Consider the following 20593-nt stretch of genomic DNA (forward strand, 5'->3'; position numbering starts at 1 on the left):
AGAACGCAAACTTCCATTGATATATGTGTCAAACTAAAATATCAGTTCTGCAGACGCGCAGATGAGCAAGCGAAAAGGTGGGGAAAGCCGTGACCGCGAGGAAAACCTATGAGCAATTGCGGTCCGCCCGATGGATGCTGCCGGACGATCAGCGCTCGTTCGGCCACCGGTCACGGACCATGCAGATGGGTTATGCACCCGAGGACTGGCAGGGAAAGCCGATCATTGCGGTGATCAACACCTGGTCCGATGCCCAGCCGTGCCACATGCATTTTCGTGAACGCGCCGAATGGGTGAAGCGCGGAATTCTTCAGTCGGGTGGATTCCCCATGGAACTGCCGGCTCTTTCTCTTTCCGAAAACTTCGTCAAGCCGACCACAATGCTCTATCGCAATATGCTGGCGATGGAGACGGAGGAACTCCTGCGGAGCCATCCTATCGATGGCGCCGTTTTGATGGGTGGCTGCGACAAGACGACACCGGGCCTTGTCATGGGCGCGGTTAGCATGGGCCTTCCCTTCATTTTTCTCCCCGCCGGCCCGATGCTTCGCGGCAACTATGCCGGCAAGACGCTCGGCTCCGGTACCGACGGCTTCAAATACTGGGACGAGCGTCGCGCCGGTACGATCACCAAGGAGGAGTGGCAGGGCATCGAAGGCGGAATAGCCCGTAGCTACGGTCATTGCATGACCATGGGCACGGCATCGACGATGACGGCAATCGCCGAGGCTATGGGGTTGACGCTGCCGGGTGCTTCCTCGATCCCGGCAGCCGACGCCAACCACCAACGCATGTCGGCGGGCTGCGGCCGCCGCATCGTTGATATGGTGTGGGAGGATCTGACGCCGGATCAGATCATCACTCCCGCGGCCGTCGACAATGCAGTCACAGTCGCCATGGCGACCGGCTGCTCCACCAATGCGATCATTCACCTGATCGCCATGGCGCGGCGCGCCGGCGTCCCGCTGGAGCTCGATGATCTCGATCGCATCGGTCGCACGACGCCGGTTCTCGCCAACATCCGGCCTTCTGGTTCGACCTACCTGATGGAGGACTTCTTTTATGCGGGTGGCCTGCGCGCCCTGATGAAGCAGCTCGGCGACAAGCTGGATCCTACTGCGATTACCGTTATGGGAAAACCCTTGGTGGACGGTCTCGACCAGGTGAAGATCTACAATGAAGATGTTATCCGGCCATTGTCGAACCCTGTCTATCACGAAGGTTCGCTAGCAGTGCTCAAGGGCAACCTGTGTCCCGACGGCGCGGTCATCAAACCGGCGGCCTGCGACCCAAAATTCCATCGCCATCGCGGTCGGGCGCTGGTTGCCGACAGCTATGCGGAGATGAAGAAGATCATCGACGATCCCGATTATCCGCTGACGCCGGACACTGTGCTCGTTCTACGCAATGCCGGCCCCCAGGGTGGACCGGGCATGCCGGAATGGGGCATGATCCCAATGCCGAAGGCGCTGTTGAAGCTCGGCCTGCGCGACATGGTGCGTATCTCGGACGCCCGCATGTCCGGAACAAGTTTTGGCGCCTGCGTGCTGCACGTCGCACCGGAATCTTATGTTGGCGGGCCTCTGGCGCTGCTGAGAACGGGCGACATGGTCGAGCTCGATATCCCCGCACGCAGCCTCAATATGGTGGTTTCCGAAGAAGAATTGACGGCGCGCCGCGCCGCCTGGGTGGCACCCGCACGGCACTACGAGCGCGGTTATGGCTTTATGTTCTCCAGCCATATCGAGCAAGCCGACAAAGGCTGCGACTTTGATTTCCTGAAGACGGAATTCGGCGGCAAGACGTCGGAACCGGCCATCAACTGAGGCACGACCTTTTTGACCGCGGTCAACGAACAATCCCCGCACGGCTAAGCTGGCTTCGCTGCCGGTCCCTTCAAGCTGGATTCGCAGCTTCTGCGTCCGAATTAAACGAGGAGAAGGAAATATGAACTCGGCAACCCGTGAAAAGCTGATGGGTGTCTCGGTCGCGACGCTCTGCTCGGCGCTTTATAAACGCGGCCTGAGAAACCAGGCGATCCAGGATGTTCGGCCGGTGCAGCCGAAGGGCCGCAATATGGTGGGGCCGGCCTTCACGCTGCGCTACATGCCGGCGCGCGAGGATCGCAATGCGATGAACGTCTTTCGAAACCCGAAACATCCGCAACGGCTTGCCATCGAGACTTGTCCGGAAGGCCATGTTCTGGTGATGGACAGCCGCAAGGATCCGCGCGCAGCGTCTGCCGGCGACATCCTGATTACTCGTCTGATGATGCGCGGTGGCGCCGGCGTCATTACGGATGGGGGCTTCCGGGATGCCATGACGATTGGCGGTCTCAATATTCCCGCCTATCACAATCGTCCCTCCAGCCCGACGAACCTGACGCTGCACGAGGCAATCGACATCAATGTGCCGATAGGCTGTGGCGATGTGGCGGTCTTCCCGGGCGACGTCATTGTGGGCGACGACGACAGCGTGATCGTCATCCCGGCCGAGATCGCCGACGAGATCGCCGACGAAGCGGTGGAGATGACCGCTTACGAGGATTTCGTCACCGAACGCGTCAAGCAAGGCCACACGATCATCGGCCTCTACCCGGCCACCGACGACAGGAATCTGACGCTCTTTGCCGAATGGCGGAAAGTGAATGGCCGCTAATAGCGCATCGGCCCGAAATCGTAATCGATTTTCGGAAAGCACGATGCGAGGATTGAAAGAGTTGGAACGTCCTTTGTGCGTCCGAAAGGACGCACGGTGCTCTAAGGCGGCGCACCTGAGAGCCATTCCTCGTCGAAACCTCGTGTCAGTTACCATCAGAAGCCAGCATGCCGGCCGGGCTTGGAAGAGGAAGCCTGCCACGCATCCGCCCCGGCAGTGCGCCACGCGGCCATCTAGAGTATCAATGATGACCTCGCCTCCGATGAGGCGAGGTCTTGCCGAAGCGCGCGTTTTCCCGATTAGCGCCGGGATAAGACTGTAATGGAACTTCCAGCCCTCGGCCGGCATTTCGCTGTCGGGGTTGCTTTGGGGAACGACCATGGCCAGTGACAAACTATCGACCTATCGATCGAAGCGCGATTTCCAAAAGACGGCCGAGCCGAGCGGTGAAAAACGCCTCGCGCGCGGCAGCCGTCGTCGCTTCGTCATCCAGAAACATGACGCCACCCGACTGCACTACGATCTGAGGCTCGAGCTGGACGGCGTCTTCAAGTCGTGGGCTGTCACGAAAGGCCCATCGCTCGATCCGCACGACAAGCGGCTGGCCGTCGAGGTGGAGGATCACCCGCTGGACTATGGTGATTTCGAAGGCACGATTCCGAAAGGCCAGTATGGCGGCGGCACGGTGATGCTTTGGGATCGGGGCTATTGGGAACCGGAAGGAAAGAAGAGCCCGGAGCAGGCGCTGGCAAAAGGCGACTTCAAGTTCACCTTGGAAGGCAAACGCCTGCACGGCAGCTTTGTGCTGGTACGGATGCGCAACGATCGCGACCGTGGCAAGCGCACCAACTGGCTGCTGATCAAACACCACGACGAGTTTTCGGTCGAGGAGAATGGCGAAGCGATCCTTGAGGAAAACGACACCTCCGTTGCCTCCGGCCGAACCATGGAAATGATTGCCGCCGGCAAGGGACGAAGGCCCAAGCCTTTCATGGTCGCGGATGGCGATGTTCAGGCCGATGCCGTCTGGGACAGCAACCGCGGACTGGCTGCCGAACAGCGAAAAGAGGACGCCAGAGGCGGTCGGAAATCGAAACCGATCACAAAGGTCGATCTGCCGGATTTCATTGCGCCGCAGCTCTGCCAGACCCTGGAGCGCCCTCCGGCTGGCACCGGCTGGATTCACGAGATCAAGTTCGACGGCTACCGGATCCAGATGCGCGTGCTGGATGGTGAAGTGACGCTGAAGACCAGGAAAGGGCTCGACTGGACGGCCAAATATCCCGAGATCGCCGAGGCGGCATCGGCACTGCCCGATGCGATCATCGACGGCGAGATCTGCGCCCTCGGCGACAATGGCGTACCGGATTTCGCAGCCCTGCAGGCGGCCCTATCGGAAGGCAAGACCGGCGCGCTCGTCTATTTCGCCTTCGATCTTCTTTACGAGGGAGGGGAAGATTTGCGATCTCTGCCTCTCGTCGAGCGCAAGGCGCGGCTTCAAAGCCTTCTGTCCGACGCCGGCAGCGATCCGCGCATCCGTTTCGTCGAGCATTTCGAGACCGGCGGCGATGCAGTTCTCCGGTCTGCCTGCAAGCTCTCGCTGGAAGGCATCATCTCCAAACAAGGGGATGCACCCTATCAATCCGGCCGTACCGAAAGCTGGGCGAAGTCGAAATGCCGTGCCGGCCATGAGGTGGTAATCGGCGCCTATGCCAAGACCAACGGGAAATTCCGATCCCTGCTGGTCGGCGTCTATCACGGCGACCACTTCGTCTATGTCGGCCGCGTCGGCACCGGATATGGCGCAAAGAAAGTGGAAATGCTGCTGCCGAAGTTGAAGGCGCTCGAGACGGCGAAATCGCCTTTCACCGGCGTCGGCGCACCGAGAAAGGAGGCCGAGGTCACTTGGCTGAAGCCCGAGCTCGTGGCGGAAATCGAATTTGCAGGCTGGACCGCCGACGGCATTGTCCGGCAGGCGGCCTTCAAGGGATTGCGGGAAGACAAGCCGGCGAAAGAGGTCAAGGCTGAACGGCCGGCGAAGCCCGCACAAATTGACGTGCCGCAGCCGGCGGCGCAGGCGAAGGCTAGGCCCGTCCGCCGAAAAAGCGCCAAGGCCGAGGTCATGGGGGTGCTGATTTCAAACCCGGACAAGCCGCTATGGCCGAATGCCAATGACGGCGGACCCGTCACCAAGGAAGAGCTGGCCCGCTACTACGAAGCCGTCGGTTCCTGGCTGATCGAGCACATCAAGGGACGCCCATGTTCGGTTATCCGCGCACCCGACGGGATCGGCGGCGAGCAATTTTTCCAGCGCCATGCGATGCCCGGCACCTCGAACCTTCTCGAACTGGTCAAGGTCTTTGGCGACAAAAAGCCTTATCTGCAGATCGACCGTGTCGAAGGCTTGGCTGCCGTCGCACAGATCGGCGCCGTCGAGCTGCATCCCTGGAATTGCGAACCGCATCAGCCTGAGGTGCCGGGTCGGCTCGTCTTCGACCTCGACCCAGGTCCGGACGTGCCCTTCTCCGCGGTCGTTTCGGCAGCCCGCGAAATGCGCGACCGTCTCGATGCGCTGGGCCTCATCAGCTTTTGCAAGACGACCGGCGGCAAGGGTCTGCACGTTGTCACTCCGCTTGCGGTCAACAAGCGCAAGCCGCTTTCCTGGGCCGAAGCGAAGGGTTTCGCCCACGATGTGTGCCAGCAGATGGCGCGCGACAATCCCGATCTCTATCTGATCAAAATGACGAAGAGCCTCAGGGACGGCCGGATCTTCCTCGACTATCTGCGCAACGACCGGATGGCGACGGCGGTGGCGCCTTTGTCACCGCGCGCCCGCCCGGGTGCCACCATCTCGATGCCACTGACCTGGACCCAGGTCAAATCGGACCTGGACCCGAAGCGCTTCACCATCCGCACCGTTCCGGCCCTGCTGTCGAAGTCCTCTGCCTGGGAAGATTACGGCGATGGCAAGCGTCCACTGGAACAGGCAATCAAGCGCCTCGGCAGAATCTCCAAAGCCGCTTGAACTCGGCGCTGATGATATCGATTGACCAGGTTGCGGACATGAAGCGTTGACAACCTTCGTAAGCTCGGTTCTACTGGTCCACTAACCGGACCAGTAGAACTATGGGCGAGGAGGGGAAAGCAATGGATGTTCGAGCGATGCTCGAAGACGACGTTGCGACGCTCGGCGGGGCGCCGAAGACCTCGATGAAAGACTTCGTCGTCCAGAAGATCACAACATTCATTGCAACCGGTATTCTCAAGGTGGGCGATCCGCTGCCAGGCGAACGCGAACTGGCTTCCGCGCTTTCGGTCAGCCGCGAGACAGTGCGTGGCGCGATCCTCATCCTTTCCACCCACGGCATCCTCTCGGTCGCGCAAGGGATGCGAACCGTGGTGGCATCCGTGGACGTCGGCGAACTGGCTGTTCAAGCGGCGCGTTATCGCGACATTGCAGCCTACAATCTCGATGATGTTCATGAGGCGCGGCTTCTAATCGAAGCACGAGTAGCAAGGGCGGCAGCCGTCAAGATCGAGCCTTCAACGCTCGATTATCTTCGCAATTCGATCGCAGCACAGGAGGCCACGTGTGACGATCCTGTCCGTTTTCTAATATGTGACCGGGAATTTCACACGGCCATCTACCGTTCCAGCGGCAACGCGGTGCTGGCTGATGTGGCCGCCGACCTTTATTCCTATCTCCTGAGCCACCGAAAGCGCGTCGTTTCGCAGTCCGGGAGTATCGCCTCGAGCATCGCCGACCACCGGATGATCCTCGCCGGCCTGGAAACGCGGGACCCGGAGGCCGCAGCTGCGGCCTTCGCAATCCACGAAACCCGCATTTATACGACGACCAAGTTACTCTTCTCGTAGTTCGCAGGGAGGCGACACGATGCATATTCTCATTGTCGGGGCGGGAGGAATGATCGGCCGGAAGCTCGCTGCCACGCTGGGGCGCAGTGGCTCCCTCGGCGGCGACACAATCACGCGCATAACGCTGGTGGATATCGCGCCTCCACCGATACCCACGGGTGTCGTTGCGCCGGTGGAAGCTCTGGCCGCCGATATTTCCGAAAGCGGCGCAGCGGAAGCCCTGGCGGCTTGCCGTGCCGACGTCATCTTCCATCTCGCCGCGATCGTTTCCGGCGAAGCCGAGCGCAATTTCGAACTCGGCTACCGGGTCAATCTCGACGGCACGCGATTGCTGTTGGAAGCGATCCGCCGGGAAGGAAGCCGCCAATCCTATGTTCCCCGGTTCGTATTCTCCTCGTCGATCGCGGTCTATGGCTCGCCGTTTCCCGATCCCATTCCCGACGATTACGTGCTCGCACCTCTCACCAGCTACGGAGTCCAGAAGGCGATTTCCGAGCTTCTGCTTGCCGACTATTCGCGGCGCGGCTTTATCGACGGCGTCGGAATTCGGTTGCCGACGATCGTAATACGCCCCGGTGCGCCAAACGCCGCCGCATCGGGCTTCTTTTCCGGAATCCTGCGTGAACCGCTTGCAGGCCAGCGGGCTGTTCTTCCGGTCGAGGAAACGGTCAAGCACTGGCTGGCAAGCCCGCGGTCCGCCATCAAGTTCCTGATCCATGCTGCCACGCTCGACACCGCGGCGCTGGGTGTCCGGCGCACGCTTACCATGCCGGGCGTCGCCGCCACTGTTGCCGACCAGATTGCCGCCTTAAGCCGTGCTGCCGGTCCCGAGGCAGCGGACTTGATCGATCGCCGCCGCGACGAGGTCATTGAAGGGATCGTTGCCGGATGGCCAAAGTCCTTTGCGCCTGAACGCGCGGTGCAACTGGGTTTCGTCGCCGAAAACACGGTGGATGAGTTGATCGAGGTCTACCTCGCCGAAGACGCTCCGGGTGCGTCCGGATGAGATTGAGCGGGGCTAAAACCGCCCCATAGGAGGAGAGTACCGCCCGGGCACACCCGCATATGCGGGACTGCAGCGGCTGAGGGCCTTGAGAAGATGAGGCCGTCGGCAAGATATACGAAAATACGAAGACATAGCATGTAGCGCTCAATTTCTGGGAGGAGTGGGTATGGCAGGCGTTCAATTCGCGGATGTGCGGAAATCATTCGGATCATTTCCGGTGATCAAAGGCGTGGATATCGACATTGCCGACGGGGAGTTCGTGATCCTGGTTGGCCCGTCGGGTTGTGGAAAATCCACTCTTCTGCGGATGCTGGCGGGACTTGAGAATATTTCCGGCGGTGAGATCAAGATCGGCGGGCGCGTGGTCAACACGCTGCCGCCCAAGGACCGTGACATCGCCATGGTGTTCCAGAACTATGCGCTCTATCCGCATATGACGGTGGAGCAGAACATGGGTTTCTCGCTGATGCTGAACAAGGCGCCGAAGGCGGAAGCCGAGAAGCGGGTGAAATACGCCGCAGGCATCCTCGGTCTCGATAAATTGCTCGACCGTTATCCGCGCCAGCTTTCCGGCGGCCAGCGCCAGCGTGTCGCCATGGGCCGCGCCATCGTGCGCGATCCGGAAGTCTTCCTGTTCGACGAACCGCTATCCAATCTCGATGCGAAGCTGCGCGTCGCCATGCGCGCCGAGATCAAGGAGTTGCACCAGCGGCTGAAAACGACGACGGTCTACGTCACCCACGACCAGATCGAGGCCATGACCATGGCCGACAAGATCGTCGTCATGCATGACGGCGTCGTCGAGCAGATCGGCACACCGCTCGAGCTTTACGACAAGCCCGCCAATCTCTTCGTCGGCGGTTTCATCGGCTCGCCGGCGATGAACATGATCAAGGGCAGGCTCGACCCTGAAAACCCGACACGTTTCAAGGCGCCGGATGGCACCGCGCTCCCGGTTGCCAATCCGCCCGCCGACGCCATCGACCGCGACCTCGTCTACGGGCTTCGCCCGGAATACATGCTGCTCGATGCCAATGGCCTGCCCGGGGAAATCGTGGTGATCGAGCCGACGGGCTACGAGACGCATCTCATCCTCAGGCTCGCTGGCAGCGATCTCAGCTGCGTCTTCCGCGAACGCGTCAGCGCGCGGCCGGGCGAGACCCTGCGCGTTGCGATCGACGCCGCGCATGTTCATCTCTTCGATGCCGAGAGCGGCCGGAGATTGACCGACTGACGCCGTCCGGCGGCTGCGAGGGGCGGAGGAGCCCCGTCGCCCGCAGGCCGGCAGCACCCCGTTTCAGGGATGCAAGGACCGTCGTTCACCAAGCGGGAGGTGAATGCCGGAGAGTTCGCACCCGCTGTTTTGAAGAGGAGGAGTACCATGAGGATTAAGAGACGTGACTTTCTTGCCGCCTCGGCTGCCGTCGCCGGCGCCGCCGGCATCGGCATCCGGCCGACCTTCGCGCAGGCCGAACCGACCTACACACCGGAAAGCGGTGCTAGCCTGCGGCTGCTGCGCTGGACGCCCTTCGTCAAGGGCGACGAGGAGGCCTGGCTGGCAAACACCAAGAAGTTCACAGAAGCGACCGGCGTCCAGGTGCGCATCGACAAGGAAAGCTGGGAAGATATCCGCCCAAAGGCGGCCGTCGCGGCCAATGTCGGCTCCGGCCCGGACCTCATCATGTGCTGGTTCGACGACGCTCACCAGTATCCCGACAAGCTGGTCGACCTGACCGAGCTCGCCAACTATCTCGGCAACAAGTATGGCGGTTGGTATGATGGCCTGAAGGGCTATGCCGCGCGCGGCGACACCTTCATCGCCATGCCGCTGACCGCAATCGGCAATGCGGTGGTCTATCGCGACACTCACGTGAAGGCGGCCGGCTTCAGCGAATTCCCGAAGGATACGGCAGGCTTCCTCGAACTTTGCAAGGCGATGAAAGCCAAGGGCACGCCGGCCGGCTTCCCACACGGCAAAGCCGTCGGCGACGGCAATAACTACGCCCACTGGCTGCTCTGGAGCCATGGCGGCAAGATGGTCGACGAGGGTAGCAAGGTAACGATCAACAGCCCGGAAACGCTGGCTTCGATCAACTACGCCAAAGAGCTCTATGCCACCTTCATTCCGGGCACGGAAAGCTGGCAGGACGTCAACAACAACCGCGCCTTCCTCGCAGGCCAGGTGTCGCTGATCGCCAACGGCGTCTCGGTTTATTACACCGCCAAGAACGACCCGAAACTCGCCGAGATTGCCAAGGACATCCGCACGACGAATTTCCCGATCGGTCCGGTCGGTCAGAACGCCGAGCTTTTCCAGACGAGCTCGCTGCTTCTCTTCAAACACACCAAATATCCGGAAGCGGCGAAGGCCTACATCAAGTTCATGATGGAAGCCGACCAGATGAATGCCTGGATCCAGGGTTCCAGCGCCTATTGCTGCCAGCCGCTCAAGGCTTTCGCCAACAACCCGATCTGGACATCCGATCCAGTCCATGCGCCTTACGCGCGTGCCTCGGAAAAACTGCGTCCGAACGGCTATGCCGGACCCCTCGGCTATGCCTCGGCAGCGACCATGGCCGACTACGTCCTGGTCGACATGTATGCGGCCGCCGTCACCGGCCAGATGTCGCCCGAAGATGCGATGAAGGAAGCTGAACGGCGGGCAAACCGCTATTATCGCGTCTGAGCCGAGCTTCAAAGCAAAGTGGCATGCCGGCTTCGGCATGCCGCGAAATCCTCTGGGAGTTCAAGTGCAATCTGGGAGATAGGCAATGTCGATGGCGAATTCGGAGGACAGGCGCGGGCCGATCTCTTCGCTCCTGCAGAACAACAATGTGCTCGGCTTCCTGTTCATGCTGCCGGCGGCAGTGTTCCTCGTCTGCTTTCTCACCTATCCGCTAGGGCTGGGCGTCTGGCTCGGCTTCACAGATACGAGGATCGGCCGCGACGGCATCTTCATCGGGCTGGAGAACTACCAATTCCTGATGGGCGACAGCGTCTTCTGGCTGTCGGTCTTCAACACCATTCTCTATACCTCCATCGCCTCGGTGCTGAAATTCGCGCTCGGCCTCTGGCTGGCGATGCTGCTCAACCAGCACCTGCCGTTCAAATCCTTCTTCCGGGCAATCGTGCTGCTTCCCTGGGTGGTGCCGACGGTGCTTTCGGCGCTGGCCTTCTGGTGGATCTACGATTCCCAATTCTCGATCATCTCCTGGTCGCTGATGCAGCTGGGGCTGATCAGCGGACCGATCAACTTCCTCGGCGACCCGATCAACGCGCGTATATCCGTCATCGTCGCCAACGTCTGGCGCGGCATTCCCTTTGTGGCGATCTCGCTGCTTGCGGGCTTGCAGACGATTCCGGCGTCGCTGCAGGAGGCCGCCTCGCTCGACGGCGCCACGAACTGGCAGCGTTTTCGCTATGTGACGCTGCCGATGCTGACACCGATCATCGCCGTCGTGATGACCTTCTCGGTGCTCTTCACCTTTACGGATTTCCAGCTCATCTACGTGCTGACGAAGGGTGGACCCGTCAACGCGACGCATCTGATGGCGACGCTATCGTTCCAACGCGGCATTCCGGGCGGTCAGCTCGGCGAGGGTGCGGCCATCGCGGTCGCCATGGTGCCCTTCCTGCTCGGCGCGATCATGTTCAGCTTCTTCGGCCTGCAGCGGCGCAAATGGCAACAGGGCGGCCAGGATTAGGGAGAACAACGATGTCGATAAATTCAAACGCCGCCGATCAGGTCGTGACCGACAATGCCGAAGGCATGAGCTATCTGAACCGTCTGCCGCGGCGGATCGTGATGCTCTACCTGCCGATGGCCGTCTTCGTCTTCGTGCTGCTCTTCCCGTTCTATTGGATGGCGATCACCGCGGTGAAGCCGAATGAGCAGCTCACCGACTACAGCAACTACAGCCCCTTCTGGGTGGTGGGACCGACACTCGAGCACATCAAATACCTGTTCCTCGAGACATCCTATCCGGGCTGGCTGTGGAACACGATGCTGGTCGCGGTCTGCTCCACCTTTCTCTCGCTGGTGGCCTCAGTCTTCGGCGCCTATGCCATCGAGCGCGTCCGCTTCACCGGCTCCCGCTCGGTCGGCCTGGTGATCTTCCTTGCCTATCTCGTGCCGCCGTCGATCCTCTTCATCCCGCTTGCCTTCATTGTCTTCAAGCTCGGGATCTACGACTCGCGGCTGGCGCTGATCTTCACCTATCCGACCTTCCTCATTCCCTTCTGCACCTGGTTGCTGATGGGCTATTTCCGCTCGATCCCCTTCGAGCTGGAGGAAAGCGCTCTGGTGGATGGCGCCAACAGATGGCAGATTCTCACCAAAATCATCCTGCCGCTCGCCGTGCCCGGGCTGATTTCCGCCGGGATCTTCGCCTTCACGCTGTCCTGGAACGAATTCATCTACGCGCTGACTTTCATTCAGTCCTCGGAAAACAAAACCATCCCGGTCGGCGTGCTGACCGAACTGGTGCGCGGCGACGTCTTCGAATGGGGATCGCTGATGGCGGGCGCGCTGTTCGGCTCGCTCCCGGTGGTCATCCTCTACTCGTTCTTCGTGGACTACTACGTCTCATCGATGACCGGTGCAGTGAAAGAATAGCACGTGGCTGGATCTTGTTGACGGTCGGCGCATTGCCCGCAGTATGGGGACGGCCATACCGTCTGCTCGCGCCGCTTGTTGACCGGCGTTCCAGTACAGCAGCCTCGCTTACTGGAAACAAGCTGAATTTGGCTTCACAAGGTTTGCATTGTCGGCAGGTTCTGAATGCCAGACCTGCCGACAATCTGGCCGTCAATCAGCCTTTTTGCGATATAGCAACGTCATGAGTGCGAGCACGCATCCCAAGGCTCCTACCGATGCGAAGATGTAGAAGTTCCACTGCGGAGCCAGGCCCGCACCCAGAACCGCACCGCCGATAGCCGGTCCTATCATGCCGCCGATACGACCGATGCCGAGCGAGAAGCCAAGGCCGGTTCCGCGGATTTCGACAGGATAGAGATTTCCAACGAGAATGTTGGCGAGGATCTGGGTGCCGATCGTTCCCGTACCGGCAAGTGCGACGAGACCATAGACCTGGAGGCCCTGATCCATCTGCGTCAGCAACCAGATCGAGCAGGCTCCGAGAAGAAACATACCTGCCACGACAATTTTGACATTTCCGCGGTCGGCAATCCTTGCGCCGATCAGGAGGCCGACGGCGGCTCCGAGATTGAGCGTTACGGAGAAGAGGAGAGCAGAACCGAGGTCATAGCCCATCTTGTTCATGATGGTCGGAAGCCAGTTCACCATGCCGAATGTCAGCAGAAGCGAACAGAAGTGGATGCTCCATGCGTTTAATGTCGGCAGCAGGCGACCTTCGGAAAACAGCGACCGGATGCCGACCTGGCGTAACGCAGCAGGCCTGGCGACGGCATTGGGCAGCCCGTACTGGTTTGCAATTTGGTTGGCTTCGGTCTGACGGTTCTTCGTTGCCAGCCATTCGGGGGACTCGGGGATGAGCCGGATGAAGAAAGACAGAAGCAGGATCGGTGCGCCGCCGATAATCATCAGTGGCCGCCATCCGTATTCCTGAATCAACAGCATTCCGAGCATGCCCGAGATGATGCCGCCGGCCAGGTAACCCAGAAGAGCAATCGAATAGGCCATTGCCTTCCGCTTCGGCGGAGAAAACTCGATGATCAAAGCGGTTACGGTTGGAAAAAGAGCGCCAAGACCCAGGCCGGCGAGAAAGCGTGTTCCCTCGAAAACGAGAAAGTTCGGCGCAAGACCGCTGCCGATCATCATCACGGAAAAGCTCAACAGACTGCCGATGATGACCTTGCGACGACCTATCCTGTCAGCAAGTGTTCCGGCAACGAGAGCGCCCAGCAGCATCCCGAACAGGGTGATGGAGGCAGCCCGTCCGACCATGCCCGGCGTCAGGCCCCAACTGGCTTTACCGAGCAACGCCGGCGCGACTGCGCCGTAAACGATCAGGTCATAGCCGTCGAACAGGATCAGCAGACCGCAAAGGGCAATGATGATATTCGGGCTGCGAACACGTTCATTGATAATAGCGAGATCTTGTATGGCCAATTTTCCCTCCCCATACATTTGCGTACAGGAAGTACGCTCCTGCCAGCGGCAGGTCCGCGTCGATCCGTGTACAAATCTCCTGGATCGTTGCCGGCGTGGTTCCTCCCAGCGCCAGACTCACCCGCAAACGGGCTATGTCAAGACAACGATGACACGCTATTAAATACTTGCGAATAAAATATTTGCAACTGCAAACTTTTCAGCTCGCAACTTTTCCCTTTCCGGACATTGCCGGCAGGTTGCTGTGCATGCGGCGCAGCGCCTTCTTCAGGGCTGCGACCTCCTCGTCCGACATGTCCTGGACCGCAGTGCGTTCAAGCTCGACGGCAAGCGGCATGAGCCTTTCCGTCAGCGCCTCGCCCTGGGGGGTCAGCTTCACGATGACGATGCGGCCGTTATCTTCCGGCCGTGTTCGCGATACCAGCTTGCGCTTGGCCAGTGTGCCGACGAGGCGCGAAAGCGTCGAAATCTCGACAGAGACGACGTCGGCGAGATCCCCCAGGGTGCTTTCCCGGCGCTCCTTGAGCATGGCCAGAACCCGGTACATCGCCACGCTGAGATTATCTTCGGCGATTCTCTGCGCGAATACCTCGGCTATCCGCACGCCGGCGCGATTGAGAAGATAGGGAACGGAATCGGTAAGTTTGTACATGTCTCTGTCTGCTGGCGGGATTCGGCTTGCTGGGGGCTCTCTCCGACATGCACCTAAATTACCGGGATGACAACACGATTGGCTTTCAGTCGCCGAGAAGGGCTGGGTAGATCAAGCATTTTCCAGCTGATTGTTAAATTTGCGTTGACAACAGTTGCAAATGCAATAATCTAGATGCCAAGGAGACACGGGAGGAAATCATGTCTGCCACTGCTGCCCTCGGCATAGCGCCGGCCCCCGCACCGATCAGCGATGCGTTTCGATCGACCATGCGCCGTTTCCCGGCGACGGTGACGGTCATTTCTGCTTGTCGCAACGGCGCGGATCATGGAATGACGGCGACCGCCGTCACATCACTTTCGATGGATCCGCCATCTCTCATCATCTGCCTGAACAATCGCACCTACCTGCATAACATGCTGCTCGAAGTGCCGGAATTCGCAGTCAGCATTCTGACCGACAGGCAGGCAGCCGTATCGGAAGGTTTCAGCGGCAAGATTGCGCCTGAGCGTCGGTTCGACGCTGCCGATTGGGTTCGCCATGAGCGCGGCATGATGGTGCTGGGCTCCGCTCATGCCTCTGTTGTCTGCCGCCGCATGGGCGCAGTTCCCTATGGAACGCACACCATCTTCATCGGGCAGGTGGTGGATACACGCCATTCCGAAAACACAATCGCACTGATGTACGAGAATTCGAAATATTGCGCGCCACAGCACGCGCTTCCTGCATCCCAGAACTGAAGGTAGTTCCATGAACCATACAGCCGCCCTGTTTCCCGCCTCGGCGCGGGTCAAGACCGCATGCCTTGCAGATCGCATCGCCCCGATACTGGACGAAATCCGGGCCGGCGCGCGCGATACCGAAAAATCCGGCCGTGTGCCGGCGCGCTCCATCGATCTGCTGCGCTCCGCCGGCTATTTCGATATCGTCAAGCCTGCCCGCTTTGGCGGCGACCAAGGATCCTTTGCCGAGCTTGTCGATGCAAATATCGAACTGTCGGCGGCCTGCGCCTCCACCGGCTGGGTTGCCGGTCTTCTTTCCGCGCATCAATGGTTGCTTGCCATGTTCGATGAAAGGGTTCAACAGGACGTGTGGGGCAGCGATCCGGATGCGCTGCTCTGCGGTTCCTATGCGCCGGTCCGCATGGCGGAACGCGTCGAGGGTGGTTTCCGGCTATCCGGCGATTGGGCCTTTGCGAGCGGATGTGAAAACGCGCAATGGGCGCTCTGTGCGGCAATCATTCCGCCAAATCGCGAGGGGGAACGTCCTCTTCCGGCGTTCCTTCTGGTTCCTGCCAGCGATTATACCATTGACGAGACTTGGGATGTGGTGGGCCTCGCGGGCACCGGCTCAAAAAGCCTGATCCTCAAGGATGTCTTCGTTCCGGAATACCGCATTCTGAGCTTTCCGGATGCGACCTCCGGCAGGACGCCGGGCGGACGTGGCTACGAGGGTATCGGCCTTTTCAACATTCCGCTGCTCATGGGGGTTCCGTTCTGCCTCGGCAGCGCAGCCGTCGGTGCGGCGAAGGGCGCCCTGGAGAGCTACATCGACCACATGGGGGCCCGTGTGACACGCGGTGCAGTGGCCGGCGGCAACAACAAGATTGCTGAATTTCCGACGATCCAGCTTCGCGTGGCGGAAGCCTCCGCATCCGTGGATGCCGCCCGCGAAATCATTCTGCGGGATATTGCCCGGGCGCAGCAACTGGCCCAGGCCCGCGAGGATGGCACCGGCGAGATCACCGAAGAAGATCGCATTCTCGCCCGCCGCAGCCAGTCCTTTGCGGTCAGCCTGGCCCTTCGGGCCGTGGAGGCACTCAATGCATCGACAGGCGGCCTCGGCCTCCAGATGTCCAACCCCGTCCAGCGGGCATGGCGTGATGCAAATGCCGTCGGACGCCATATTTCCATGAATTGGGATGCCGTCGGCACCATGGCCGGCCAGCAACTGCTCGGCCTTCCGCCCAAGGGACAATTCTGATCCGCCATCCGCAGTATTTCGATTTAAGACAGGAAAGAGATCATATCGTGCAAGGCAAGATCGCGCTTGAAGAACATTTCGCCATCCCCGAGACGCTGCAGGATTCGGCAGGATTCGTGCCGGGCGACTACTGGACGGAACTGTCAGCCCGTCTCCTGGATATCCACGACAAGCGTCTGCGGTTGATGGATGCCCACGGCATCGAGAAGATGATCCTGTCGCTGAACGCTCCGGCTGTCCAAGCAATCCCGGATAAGGCAAAGGCCCTGGATATTGCCCGACGCGCCAATGACTTTCTGGCGGAGCAATGCGTCAAGAACCCGAACCGTTTCCTGGGATTTGCAGCATTGCCCCTGCAGGATCCGGATGCAGCTGCGCAGGAATTGCAGCGCTGCGTGACGACGATGGGTTTCGTCGGCGCGCTGGTCAATGGCTTCTCCCAGGAAGGCGACGGAACGACGCCGCTATATTACGACCTGCCGCAATATCGTCCATTCTGGGCCGAAGTCGAAAGGCTCAACGTTCCCTTCTATCTGCATCCGCGCAACCCGCTGCCGGAGGACAGCCGGATCTATGCTGGCCATTCCTGGCTGATGGGCCCGACATGGGCCTTCGCCCAGGAGACCGCCGTTCATGCGCTGCGCTTGATGGGATCCGGGCTGTTTGACGAGCATCCGGCTTTGCGGATCATCGTTGGTCACATGGGCGAGGGGCTGCCATACATGATGTGGCGCATCGACAACCGGAATGCGTGGGTCAAGGTGGAGAAGAACTATCCGGCCAAACGCCCGATTGCCGATTATTTCAACGAGAATTTTTATATCACGACGTCGGGAAACTTCCGCACGCAATCGCTTATCGATGCAATGCTGGAAATCGGAGCGGACCGAATTCTGTTCTCGACAGACTGGCCATTCGAAAACGTCGACCATGCTGCAAACTGGTTCGACAGCACGACCATCTCCGAAGCCGACCGCCTGAAGATTGGTCGCACCAACGCGGTTTCACTCTTCAAACTCGATCGATAGCATGGTTGCACCTTTCAAATACACGGGCAGCGCGGCCCAGATCTTCTTCGGGAGCGGCTCGTTGAACCGTCTCGCCGATGCAATGACTGGGCAGGGCCGCAAGCGCGCCCTGATCCTATCGACCCCGCACCAGAAAGCGGAAGCTGAACGGATCGCTGCATCTCTCGGCCCGCTTGCGGCGGGACTGTTCCACCATGCGACGATGCATACGCCGGTCAATGTGACCGAGCGCGCGATGGCGACATATAACGCAGCCGGTGCCGATTGCGTCGTCGCGATCGGCGGCGGATCGACGATCGGTCTCGGCAAGGCAATCGCCTATCGCAACGACGCTCTGCAAATCGTGGTAGCGACGACCTATGCGGGGTCGGAGGTTACACCGATCCTCGGCCAGACCGAGAACGGGCAGAAGACCACGGTCCGCGGGGCCGGCATCCTGCCCGAAGTGGTGATCTACGACCCCGAATTGACATTGGGATTGCCGGTCAACATGAGTGTCAGCAGCGGACTGAATGCAATGGCGCATGCGGTCGAAGGTCTCTACGCACGGGACCGCAATCCCATTTCGTCGATGATGGCGGTCGAGGGCCTGCGCGCGCTGAAGCAGGCTTTACCTCAAATCGTCAATGCACCTGGGGATATCGAGTCGCGAAGCGAAGCGCTTTACGGCTCCTGGCTGTGCGGCACGGTGCTCGGAGCGGTTGGAATGGCCTTGCATCACAAGCTTTGCCATACGCTGGGCGGTAGCTTCGATCTGCCGCATGCGGAAACCCATGCGATCATTCTTCCCCATTCTGCTGCCTATAACGCGGAGGCCGCAATGGATGCGCTAGAGCCCGCTGCCTATCTTTTCGGCGGCTCGCTGGGCGGCGGTCTTTATGATTTTGCTGCTTCGATCGGCGCCCCCATGGCGCTGCGAGATCTGGGCATGAAGGAAGCCGATCTGGACCGTGCGGCGGAACTCGCCGAGCAGAACCCTTACTGGAACCCGCGGCCCATCGAACGGGAAGCGATCCGGGCCTTGTTGCAGAGCGCCTGGGAGGGCGCGCGGCCACGTTAACGCTTAGGAGGATGGCCACGTGCCTGAATATTTCAGCGAAGAGAGATCCGCGGAAGCTGTCAACTCGCGGATGGGGCAGGACATTAATCCACGTCTGGCCGAAATCATGGCGTCGCTTGTCAAGCACCTGCATGCCTTTGCCAAGGATATCAGCCTGACCCCGGAGGAATGGGAGCTGGCCATAGGCTTCCTGACCCGAACCGGCCATCTCTGCCATGACGAGCGACAGGAGTTCATCCTGCTGAGCGACACGCTGGGTTTCTCGATGCTGGTGGATGCGATCAACAACCGGCGTCCGCCAGGCGCCACCGAAAATACAGTGTTCGGTCCGTTCCATGTCGAAGGGGCGCCTGTACGGCAGATGGGCGAAAACATCTCACTCGATGGCAAAGGCGAGAGCTGTCTCTTCGTCGGCCGAGTGCTGGATCTTGACGGCAATCCGATCGAGGGAGCCCGGATCGATGTATGGTCGGATAATTCCGATGGGTTCTACGACGTCCAGCAGCCGGATATCCAGCCGAAGTGGAACAACCGGGGCATCTTCGTCACCGGCGCAGATGGCACCTATAGTTTCGTCGGCATAAAGCCGGTTTCCTATCCGATCCCGGATGACGGCCCGGTCGGCCAGATGTTGACGTGCCTCGGCCGCCATCCCTACCGTCCTGCCCATACCCATTACCTGATCACGGCTTCAGCTTATCAGAAGCTCGTAACCCACACTTTTGTCGGCGACGATCCCTATCTGGAATCCGATACGGTGTTTGGTGTGAAAAGCAGCCTGGTCGCGCCTTTCGAGCGTGTCGATCGTGCGACGGTCTGGCGCTCCGATTTCGATTTCGTGCTGACGCCAGGGGAGAATAGACAATGATCGTTGCTCGCTATGCGCTATCCGACCCCGGCAAGGCTGGCGAGCGTTCCCGATTGCTCGAGGAACACAAGGCCTATCTGAATGGCGCGGCGATCCGCATCTTGCTTTCCGGACCTTCTGCACCGCCGGCGGAGGGCAAGGGTTCGACCGCCGTCGTGATCGCGGAAGTCGAAACGCTCGCCGAGTTCGAGGCGTTCAGTGCTGAAGATCCCTTCGTCCGCTCCGGTGTTTACCGCAGCATCGATGTATTCGAATGGCGGCCCACTTTGGGGCTTCTTCTGGCGAGGGGGATGCCTCGGTCGACAGATTGCTCAAGCTGACCAGTGGAACCATCATGCTACCTTCCCTCTGCAGGTGGACATCCGCGTCTTCCACGTCGATGAGCACTACGCCTTGCCCTTGCGGACAACGTCCGCAATCGTCACCTCCTTGGGAATGAGCTTGAGTTTGAAAAAGGTGTCGGCGATGCTCTGCTGCTGCGCGACGACAGAGTCATCCAGGCTCTTGACCCCATAGGACTGACGTTCGAGCGCCTTGACGAGGACAGGTTCGGGGATGCCGACCGACGGTGATAGCTCTGCAGCCGCAGCCGCGGTGTCGGATTTGGTCCATTCGTCGATCTCGGAAATGGCGTCGATCAAGACATCGATCGCCTGGGCGTGGCCGTCAACCAGCGCATTCGTGCCGACATAGAACTGGTGATTGGGAACGATGCCCTCGCCGTTTCTGAGCTCTCTCGCTTCGATCGCCACTTCCGCAGCTGCCTGGAAGGGATCCCAGATGACCCATGCATCCACTGCGCCCTTTTCGAAAGCTGCGCGGCCGTCGGCTGGAGCGAGGAAGGATGGCTCCACGTCCTCATAGGTCAAGCCGGCCTCTTCGAGTGCCTTAACGAGCAGGTAATGCACGTTCGAGCCCTTGTTGAAGGCGACCTTCTTGCCCTTCAGCTCCGCGACCGACTTTATCGGGCTATCCCTGGGGACCAATATGGCTTCGCCGCGCGGGGCGGGCGGCTCATGTGCGATATAGACAAGCGGAGCGTTCGCGGCCTGGGCGAAGATCGGTGGCGTTTCGCCGGTCGATCCGAAATCGACAGCACCGGCGTTCAGGGCCTCGAGGAGCTGGGGACCGCCCGAAAATTCGGTCCATTCAACCGTATAGTCGATGGATTTGAGTTTCTTCTCCAGCAAGCCTTTGCCCTTGAGAAGCACCAGAGTTCCATATTTCTGGTAGCCGATACGCACGATCTTGTCAGCCGCGCCAGCCGGCCGGACATGCGTCAAAGGTGTCGCGATGGCACCTGCGGCCAGTGCCGTGAAAGCTCGTCTTGTGATCTTCATCATACCCTCCGAATAAGATCACGCCAAATTA

Annotated in this window: 18 protein-coding genes; 15 read left to right on the forward strand and 3 right to left on the reverse strand. The window is 60.2% G+C overall.

All coding sequences use genetic code 11. The annotated features are described in order from the left end of the window. Positions 1–89 precede the first annotated feature (89 nt). The 9 genes from araD to N1937_RS25540 all read left to right on the forward strand — a co-directional run bounded on the left by araD (position 90) and on the right by N1937_RS25540 (position 12155). Positions 90–1826, forward strand: coding sequence for an L-arabinonate dehydratase (gene araD, locus N1937_RS25500; protein ID WP_222296203.1), 1737 nt, complete (start codon positions 90–92; stop codon positions 1824–1826). Between the two features lie 121 nt (positions 1827–1947). Next, a complete protein-coding gene (locus tag N1937_RS25505) occupies positions 1948–2658 on the forward strand; it encodes a ribonuclease activity regulator RraA (protein WP_260059155.1) in 711 nt (236 codons plus the stop codon). Positions 2659–3037: 379 nt separating this feature from the next. Further along, complete coding sequence (gene ligD, locus N1937_RS25510) at positions 3038–5683, forward strand: DNA ligase D (protein ID WP_260059156.1); 2646 nt, start codon at positions 3038–3040, stop codon at positions 5681–5683. 122 nt (positions 5684–5805) lie between these two features. Continuing rightward, the gene (locus N1937_RS25515) at positions 5806–6534 is read left to right on the forward strand and encodes a FadR/GntR family transcriptional regulator (RefSeq protein WP_260059157.1); all 729 of its coding nucleotides are present in this window, start codon (positions 5806–5808) and stop codon (positions 6532–6534) included. Between the two features lie 19 nt (positions 6535–6553). Then, positions 6554–7540, forward strand: a complete 987-nt coding sequence (gene denD / locus N1937_RS25520) for a D-erythronate dehydrogenase (RefSeq protein WP_260059158.1) — start codon at positions 6554–6556, stop codon at positions 7538–7540. Between the two features lie 166 nt (positions 7541–7706). After that, positions 7707–8774: an ABC transporter ATP-binding protein gene (locus N1937_RS25525; RefSeq protein ID WP_260059159.1), complete on the forward strand. Its 1068-nt coding sequence runs from the start codon at positions 7707–7709 to the stop codon at positions 8772–8774. Positions 8775–8921: 147 nt separating this feature from the next. Continuing rightward, positions 8922–10226 (forward strand): ABC transporter substrate-binding protein, encoded by a 1305-nt coding sequence (locus N1937_RS25530; protein WP_260059160.1) that lies wholly within the window; start codon positions 8922–8924, stop codon positions 10224–10226. A gap of 85 nt (positions 10227–10311) precedes the next feature. Then, positions 10312–11244: a carbohydrate ABC transporter permease gene (locus tag N1937_RS25535; protein ID WP_260059161.1), complete on the forward strand. Its 933-nt coding sequence runs from the start codon at positions 10312–10314 to the stop codon at positions 11242–11244. An 11-nt stretch (positions 11245–11255) separates the two neighbouring features. After that, positions 11256–12155, forward strand: a complete 900-nt coding sequence (locus N1937_RS25540) for a carbohydrate ABC transporter permease (RefSeq protein WP_260059162.1) — start codon at positions 11256–11258, stop codon at positions 12153–12155. Positions 12156–12347: 192 nt separating this feature from the next. Here N1937_RS25540 and N1937_RS25545 read toward each other — a convergent pair whose 3' ends face one another. Then, positions 12348–13649, reverse strand: a complete 1302-nt coding sequence (locus tag N1937_RS25545) for an MFS transporter (protein ID WP_260059164.1) — start codon at positions 13647–13649, stop codon at positions 12348–12350. 181 nt (positions 13650–13830) lie between these two features. Continuing rightward, positions 13831–14283, reverse strand: a complete 453-nt coding sequence (locus N1937_RS25550) for a MarR family winged helix-turn-helix transcriptional regulator (protein WP_017967618.1) — start codon at positions 14281–14283, stop codon at positions 13831–13833. Between the two features lie 200 nt (positions 14284–14483). On the opposite strand from N1937_RS25550, the gene N1937_RS25555 reads away from it, so the two are divergent. Genes N1937_RS25555 through N1937_RS25580 form a run of 6 tightly spaced genes read left to right on the forward strand, consistent with a single transcriptional unit; the run spans position 14484 to position 19542 of the window. After that, positions 14484–15023, forward strand: a complete 540-nt coding sequence (locus N1937_RS25555; protein ID WP_017967617.1) for a flavin reductase family protein — start codon at positions 14484–14486, stop codon at positions 15021–15023. Between the two features lie 10 nt (positions 15024–15033). After that, positions 15034–16266 (forward strand): flavin-dependent monooxygenase, encoded by a 1233-nt coding sequence (locus N1937_RS25560; protein WP_017967616.1) that lies wholly within the window; start codon positions 15034–15036, stop codon positions 16264–16266. A gap of 47 nt (positions 16267–16313) precedes the next feature. Then, a complete protein-coding gene (tsdA, locus tag N1937_RS25565) occupies positions 16314–17294 on the forward strand; it encodes a gamma-resorcylate decarboxylase (RefSeq protein ID WP_017967615.1) in 981 nt (326 codons plus the stop codon). Position 17295: 1 nt separating this feature from the next. Continuing rightward, on the forward strand, positions 17296–18354 hold the full coding sequence (locus tag N1937_RS25570; protein WP_260059167.1) for a maleylacetate reductase: 1059 nt from the start codon (positions 17296–17298) through the stop codon (positions 18352–18354). Positions 18355–18373: 19 nt separating this feature from the next. Further along, a complete protein-coding gene (locus tag N1937_RS25575) occupies positions 18374–19222 on the forward strand; it encodes a dioxygenase family protein (protein WP_017967613.1) in 849 nt (282 codons plus the stop codon). Then, a complete protein-coding gene (locus N1937_RS25580) occupies positions 19219–19542 on the forward strand; it encodes a YciI family protein (RefSeq protein WP_260059168.1) in 324 nt (107 codons plus the stop codon). The genes N1937_RS25575 and N1937_RS25580 overlap by 4 nt, the downstream gene beginning before the upstream one ends. Before the next feature lie 66 nt (positions 19543–19608). Here N1937_RS25580 and N1937_RS25585 read toward each other — a convergent pair whose 3' ends face one another. Beyond that, a complete protein-coding gene (locus tag N1937_RS25585; protein ID WP_260059169.1) occupies positions 19609–20562 on the reverse strand; it encodes a sulfonate ABC transporter substrate-binding protein in 954 nt (317 codons plus the stop codon). Positions 20563–20593 lie beyond the last annotated feature (31 nt).

Origin of the sequence: Rhizobium sp. WSM4643 (assembly GCF_025152745.1) — a bacterium.
In the GTDB taxonomy this organism is placed as follows: Bacteria; Pseudomonadota; Alphaproteobacteria; order Rhizobiales; family Rhizobiaceae; genus Rhizobium; species Rhizobium leguminosarum_I.

Excerpts from the sequence above, each read along its gene's own strand:
- N1937_RS25580 (WP_260059168.1), top strand. The coding sequence starts at position 19,219 with ATGATCGTTGCTCGCTATGCGCTATCCGACCCCGGCAAGGCTGGCGAG.
- N1937_RS25535 (WP_260059161.1), top strand. The coding sequence starts at position 10,312 with ATGTCGATGGCGAATTCGGAGGACAGGCGCGGGCCGATCTCTTCGCTC.
- ligD (WP_260059156.1), top strand. The coding sequence starts at position 3,038 with ATGGCCAGTGACAAACTATCGACCTATCGATCGAAGCGCGATTTCCAA.
- N1937_RS25545 (WP_260059164.1), bottom strand. The coding sequence starts at position 13,649 with ATGTATGGGGAGGGAAAATTGGCCATACAAGATCTCGCTATTATCAAT.
- N1937_RS25555 (WP_017967617.1), top strand. The coding sequence starts at position 14,484 with ATGTCTGCCACTGCTGCCCTCGGCATAGCGCCGGCCCCCGCACCGATC.
- N1937_RS25505 (WP_260059155.1), top strand. The coding sequence starts at position 1,948 with ATGAACTCGGCAACCCGTGAAAAGCTGATGGGTGTCTCGGTCGCGACG.
- N1937_RS25560 (WP_017967616.1), top strand. The coding sequence starts at position 15,034 with ATGAACCATACAGCCGCCCTGTTTCCCGCCTCGGCGCGGGTCAAGACC.
- N1937_RS25525 (WP_260059159.1), top strand. The coding sequence starts at position 7,707 with ATGGCAGGCGTTCAATTCGCGGATGTGCGGAAATCATTCGGATCATTT.
- N1937_RS25570 (WP_260059167.1), top strand. The coding sequence starts at position 17,296 with ATGGTTGCACCTTTCAAATACACGGGCAGCGCGGCCCAGATCTTCTTC.
- N1937_RS25530 (WP_260059160.1), top strand. The coding sequence starts at position 8,922 with ATGAGGATTAAGAGACGTGACTTTCTTGCCGCCTCGGCTGCCGTCGCC.
- N1937_RS25585 (WP_260059169.1), bottom strand. The coding sequence starts at position 20,562 with ATGAAGATCACAAGACGAGCTTTCACGGCACTGGCCGCAGGTGCCATC.
- denD (WP_260059158.1), top strand. The coding sequence starts at position 6,554 with ATGCATATTCTCATTGTCGGGGCGGGAGGAATGATCGGCCGGAAGCTC.
- N1937_RS25540 (WP_260059162.1), top strand. The coding sequence starts at position 11,256 with ATGTCGATAAATTCAAACGCCGCCGATCAGGTCGTGACCGACAATGCC.
- N1937_RS25515 (WP_260059157.1), top strand. The coding sequence starts at position 5,806 with ATGGATGTTCGAGCGATGCTCGAAGACGACGTTGCGACGCTCGGCGGG.
- N1937_RS25550 (WP_017967618.1), bottom strand. The coding sequence starts at position 14,283 with ATGTACAAACTTACCGATTCCGTTCCCTATCTTCTCAATCGCGCCGGC.